This window comes from Actinomadura sp. 7K534, assembly GCF_004348575.1.
GTDB classification, from domain to species: Bacteria; Actinomycetota; Actinomycetes; order Streptosporangiales; family Streptosporangiaceae; genus Spirillospora; species Spirillospora livida.
In genome coordinates, this window is sequence record NZ_SMKB01000358.1 from 1 (window position 1) to 5440 (window position 5440).

General features: G+C 69.7%; 6 protein-coding genes. All 6 read left to right on the forward strand.

Annotated features, from left to right (window positions below):
- Positions 1 to 92 precede the first annotated feature (92 nt).
- Positions 93 to 587: a DUF2243 domain-containing protein gene (locus tag E1266_RS35270; RefSeq protein WP_132054626.1), complete on the forward strand. Its 495-nt coding sequence runs from the start codon at positions 93 to 95 to the stop codon at positions 585 to 587.
- Positions 587 to 1372, forward strand: a complete 786-nt coding sequence (locus E1266_RS35275; RefSeq protein ID WP_132054628.1) for a cytochrome c oxidase assembly protein — start codon at positions 587 to 589, stop codon at positions 1370 to 1372. Before E1266_RS35270 ends, E1266_RS35275 begins: the two co-directional genes overlap by 1 nt.
- 126 nt (positions 1373 to 1498) lie before the next feature.
- Positions 1499 to 1801, forward strand: a complete 303-nt coding sequence (locus E1266_RS35280; RefSeq protein WP_165966339.1) for a DUF3040 domain-containing protein — start codon at positions 1499 to 1501, stop codon at positions 1799 to 1801.
- 55 nt (positions 1802 to 1856) lie between these two features.
- A complete protein-coding gene (gene ctaD / locus E1266_RS35285) occupies positions 1857 to 3551 on the forward strand; it encodes a cytochrome c oxidase subunit I (RefSeq protein WP_207946115.1) in 1695 nt (564 codons plus the stop codon).
- Positions 3552 to 3704: 153 nt separating this feature from the next.
- Positions 3705 to 4910 (forward strand): hypothetical protein, encoded by a 1206-nt coding sequence (locus tag E1266_RS35290; RefSeq protein ID WP_132054632.1) that lies wholly within the window; start codon positions 3705 to 3707, stop codon positions 4908 to 4910.
- 66 nt (positions 4911 to 4976) lie between these two features.
- A partial coding sequence (locus E1266_RS35295; RefSeq protein ID WP_132054634.1) for a hemerythrin domain-containing protein occupies positions 4977 to 5440 on the forward strand: 464 nt, incomplete at its 3' end.

Consider the following 5440-nt stretch of genomic DNA (forward strand, 5'->3'; position numbering starts at 1 on the left):
CCAGCCGTAGCCCCGCGACTCGTCCGGCGGGCGAGTGATCGCCGTGCGGCGGGGTAGGCGGTGGTGGCGATCAGGTGTGGAGTTGGGCGGCTATGAGTGGTTCTTCCGAGCCCGCGGATGGGCGGTCCGAGGTGCGGCCGGTGCGGGTGGGGCGGTCGGTGGCGGTCGGGGTGCTGATCGGCGTCGCGGTGATGGCGGCGGTGGACGAGATCGTCTTCCACCAGTTGCTGGGCTGGCACCACTTCTACGACCGGTCCACGCCGGCGATCGGGCTGCTGACCGACGGGCTGCTGCACACGGCCGAACTGCTGGGGCTGGTGATCGGGTTCGTGTGGTGGGCCGATCTGCGGCGCGATCGGGCCCTGTCGGCGGCGCATGCCTGGGCCGGGCTGTTCCTGGGGCTGGGCGGCTTCCAGCTGTTCGACGGGCTGGTCGACCACAAGGTGCTACGCGTGCACCAGGTCCGCTATGACGTTCCCGATCTGCTGCCCTACGACCTGGTGTGGAACGGTGCCGGAGTCGTGCTGCTGGCCGTCGGTGCGGTGCTCGCCGTGCGTGCGCGGCGGCTGGGCGGCCGGGAGCGGTGATGCACAACGGCCATGGTCCGGGCCTGGAGGCCGGGCAGATCGTGGCCGTGGCGTGCGCGTTGCCGGTGGTCGCCGGGTACCTTGCCGCCGCGCGGAGGCTGCGCGGGCGCGGGGACGCCTGGCCGTGGGGACGGGACGCGTGTTTCGCCGCCGGTGGGGCCGCGTTGGCCGCCGCGGTCGCCGGGCCGCTGCCGGGCGGGGCGTTCACCGTCCACATGGCGCAGCACCTGCTGGCCGGGATGGTCGCGCCGGTGCTGCTGGTGCTCGCCCGGCCGCTGACGCTGGCGCTGCGGGCCCTGCGCCCCGGAGGGCCGCGCCGGGCGCTGCTGGCGGCGGCGCACTGGCGCGTGTCCGGCTGGCTGCTGTTCCCGCCGGTTGCGGCCGCGCTCGACATGGGCGGGCTGTGGGTGCTGTACCGGACGCCGCTGCTGGCCGCCGCGCACGACCGGCCGATCCTGCACGCGCTGGTCCACGCGCACGTGGTGGCGGCCGGGCTGCTGTTCACCGCCGCGATCTGCCAGCTCGACCCGGTGCGGCGCCGCTGGGGTTTGCCGCTCCGCGGGGCGACGCTGCTGGCCGCCGGGGCCGCGCACGCCGTCCTCGCCAAGACCCTCTATGCCCTGCCCCCGCCGGGGACGGCCTTCGCGGCGAGTGACCTGCACGTCGCCGCGCAATTGATGTACTACGGCGGCGACCTGGTGGAGGTCGCGCTGGCGGTCGTCCTCGCCGTCCAGTGGTACGCCGTGGCCGGGCGCAGGCGGCGGGCACGGCAGGTTTCGGCCTGACCACGAGGGTAGGTGCCGCATTCGCGGCCTCACTCAGAGGAGTCACCTGACTCTGCTCGGTCATCTTTCCTTCCGCTGACCGAGCGGGCACCGCGCGGACGGTCGGCGCCATGGGGGGAGATGCCGATGGGTTTGTCCGAGCACGAGCGGGCGGTGCTGCGGCATCTCGACGCCGAGTTCGACCGGCGGGACCCGTGGCTGAGCCGGCGGCTGGCCGAGTTCGGCGTGCCGCCCGAGGAGCCGTGCGTCTCGTGGCGGCCGCCGCGGGCGGCGGTCGTCCTGGCGGCGGTGATGGTAGCCGCGACGGCCTTCCTGGCGGCGGTGATCCCGCTGGTCATGCGGCAGCCCTGCCCCGTCTCCACCGGTGCGCAGGCCACCCCCGGCGCAGCGGAGCGCGCCGCCGGGCCGTCCCCGTCGCCCACATGCTGACGCGGGGACTCCCCGCGGCCGGCCGCCTGATCCGAGGAGCGCCCCGGTGACCGACGTGCAACGGCCGGCGGGGGAGCCGGCGACCTCACTGGCCGCGCCGGTACGGCGCGGCAAGGGCAAGGTGGTGGTCGAGTGGCTGACCACCACCGACCACAAGAAGATCGGATACCTGTACCTGATCGCCTCGTTCGGGTTCTTCTCGCTCGCCGGGCTGATGGCCATGGTCATCCGCGGGGAACTGGCGCATCCGGGGCTGCAGGTGGTGAGCAACCAGCAGTACAACCAGATGTTCACCATGCACGGCACGATCATGATGTTCTTCTTCGCGACCCCGCTGTTCGCGGGCTTCGCCAACGTCATCATGCCGCTGCAGATCGGGGCGCCGGACGTGGCGTTCCCGCGGCTGAACGCGCTGAGCTTCTGGCTGTTCTTCTTCGGCGCCCTGATCGCCCTCTCCGCCTTCCTGAACCCGGACGGCGCCGCGAGCTTCGGCTGGACCGCCTACCCGAACCTCTCGGACGAGATGCGCTCCCCGGGGGTGGGCGGAAACCTCTGGATCGGCGGGCTGATCATGTCCGGCTTCGGGACGATCCTGGGCGCGGTCAACTTCATGACCAGCATCCTCACCATGCGCGCGCCCGGGATGACCATGTTCCGGATGCCGCTCTTCACCTGGAACGTGCTGTTCACGTCGGTCCTGGTCCTGCTGGCCTTCCCGGTGCTGGCCGCCGCGCTGGCCGCCCTGTGGGCCGACCGCATCCTGAACGCCCACATCTACGACCCCGCGAACGGGGGACCGCTGATGTACCAGCACCTGTTCTGGTTCTTCGGGCATCCCGAGGTCTACATCGTCGCGCTGCCGTTCTTCGGGATCATCACCGAGGTCATCCCCGTCTTCAGCCGCAAGCCCCTGTTCGGCTACGTCGGCATGGTCTTCGCCACCATCACCATCACCGGCCTGTCCATGACGGTCTGGGCGCACCACATGTTCGCCACCGGACGGGTGCTGCTGCCGTTCTTCTCCTTCATGTCGTTCCTGATCGCCATCCCGACCGGCATCAAGTTCTTCAACTGGGTCGGGACGATGTGGCGCGGGCAGATCGTGCTGCAATCCCCGATGCTGTGGGCGCTGGGGTTCCTGGTCACCTTCCTGTTCGGCGGCCTCACGGGCGTCATCCTCGCCTCGCCGCCGCTCGACTTCCACACCCACGACTCCTACTTCGTCGTCGCGCACTTCCACTACGTGCTGTTCGGCACCGTGGTGTTCGCGATGTTCGCCGGGTTCGCGTTCTGGTGGCCCAAGATGACCGGCCGGATGCTGGACGAACGGCTGTCGAAGATCCATTTCTGGATGCTGTTCATCGGCTTCCACACCACGTTCCTCGTCCAGCACTGGCTCGGAGTCGCCGGCATGCCGCGCCGCTACGCGGACTACGCCGACGAGTTCACCACCCTGAACCTGGTCTCCTCGGCCGGCGCCGCGCTGCTGGGGCTGTCGACCTTCCCGTTCCTGTGGAACGTCTGGCGCACGTCCCGCAAGGCCCGGGACGTGCACGTCGACGACCCCTGGGGTTACGGCAACTCCCTGGAATGGGCGACGTCCTGCCCGCCGCCGCGCCACAACTTCACCGCCGTCCCGGCCATCCGCTCGGAGCGCCCGGCCTTCGACCTGCACCATCCCCACGTCGGTGCCGGCCCCGTCCAGCCCGATCAGACGGCCGGCGGCCACGGCAAGGGCGGACCGTCTTGACGTGCGAAAACGTTCGGCCGCCGGTGGTCGCGACGAGACCAACGCCACATAAAGATCTTGGAGTTCGCCCACCGGAGATGTGCGGGACGGGGCCTGACGGGTAGGCGCACCGAGCGTCATGGCGACGCGCAAGTGAGAGGAAGGACCAGCCTGGTGGCGTTCAATCCGTTCGAACACCGCGGTATCCCGATCGACGACCAGTTCCGCAACTGGGGCCAGCTCGACGTGGCCCCGGTCGACCCCGACAACTCCGACCCGTACACGAAGTGCCGCATCATCGCGCTGAACGGCCTCGAGGTGGAGGCCATCATGTACAGCCACCACTTCGCGCGGATGTGCCCCGACATCGAGACCAAGCGGCAGCTGGCCAAGGTCCGCTACGTCGAACAGCAGCAGCAGAAGGTCGTCAACTGGCTGCTGCCCGGCCAGGCGTCCGTCCTGGAGACCACCATCTCCTACGAGCAGGTCGCCACCGACCTGACCGGCTGGGTGGCCCGTATGGAGCCCGACCCGTACCTCAAGGCGTGCTACGAGTTCGGCCTCCTGGAGGACTTCGACCACCTGTACCGGTACGCCAACCTCTACGAGATGATCGAGCACCGCAAGGCGGAGAAGATCGTCGACGGGCTCACCGAGGTGATGCCGGGACGCCCCACCTACCAGCAGCACCGCGACCCGGTCGACAACGTCCGCGAGCCCTACGACCGCGACGCCGCCGCGCCGCTGTCGAAGCTGCACGCGCTGACCATCATGGCGGCGGAGCAGCAGACGATGAACTTCTACATGAACATGGGCCCGCTCTACATGGAGCCCATCGCCCGGCAGCTCTACCAGGAGATCGGGATGGTGGAGGAGGAGCACGTCACCCACTACGAGTCCATGCTGGACCCGAACGAGACCTGGTACGAGCGCCTCGTCAACCACGAGTACAACGAGTGCTACATGTACTACTCGTTCATGCAGACCGAGAGCGACCCGCGCGTCAAGGGCATCTGGGAGCTGCACCTGAACATGGAGCTGGAGCACCTGCGCCTCGCGTGCGACATGATGCGCCAGGCGGAGGGCCGCGACCCGGAGGCGATGCTGCCGCACGAGCTGCCCGAGCCGGTCACGTTCGAGCCGAACAAGGCGTACATCCGCGAGCTGCTCGCCACGCAGATCGACTACACCACGCTGGGCACCGGCATCGTCTGGGAGGCCCACGAGCGGTTCGAGGCGATGCAGGACAAGATCAACGCCGAGCGGCCGTCGACCGAGGTCGTCATCGACGAGCACCGGCACAAGTTCGGCGACGAGTACCGCCTCCAGACCGAGGGCGCGCACCCGGTCCCGCGCCTGCGCGACAAGCCGTACGAGTAACGCCCGCGGCCCCGGCACATCGCACCCCTGGCGGGTGGTCACGAACGACGAAGCGAGGGAACGGCAGTGAGCACCACCGAGAAGCAGTACTCGTCCACCGAGGATCTGATCGACCTGCTGAAGGCGCAGCACGGCCAGATCCGCGACCTGTTCGACGAAGTCATGCATTCCCAAGGGCAGGAGCGCAAGGAGGCGTTCCGCGCCCTGGTACGGCTGCTGGCCGTGCACGAGACCGCGGAGGAGGAGATCGTCCACCCGATGGCCCGCCGCATTCCGGGCGGGGACGGGATCGTGGACGACCGGCTCGCCGAGGAGCGCGCCGCCAAGGAGACGCTGTCCGAGCTGGACGGCATGGACACCGAGGACCCCGCGTTCCTCAAGACGCTCGACAAGCTGCGGATGGACGTGCTGACGCACGCCCGCGCCGAGGAGCGCTACGAGTTCGAGCGGATCCAGGACGAGTTCAGCCCGACGCAGCTGAGGGGGTTCGCGGCCGCGGTCCGCGCCGCCCAGGCGACCGCCCCCACCCG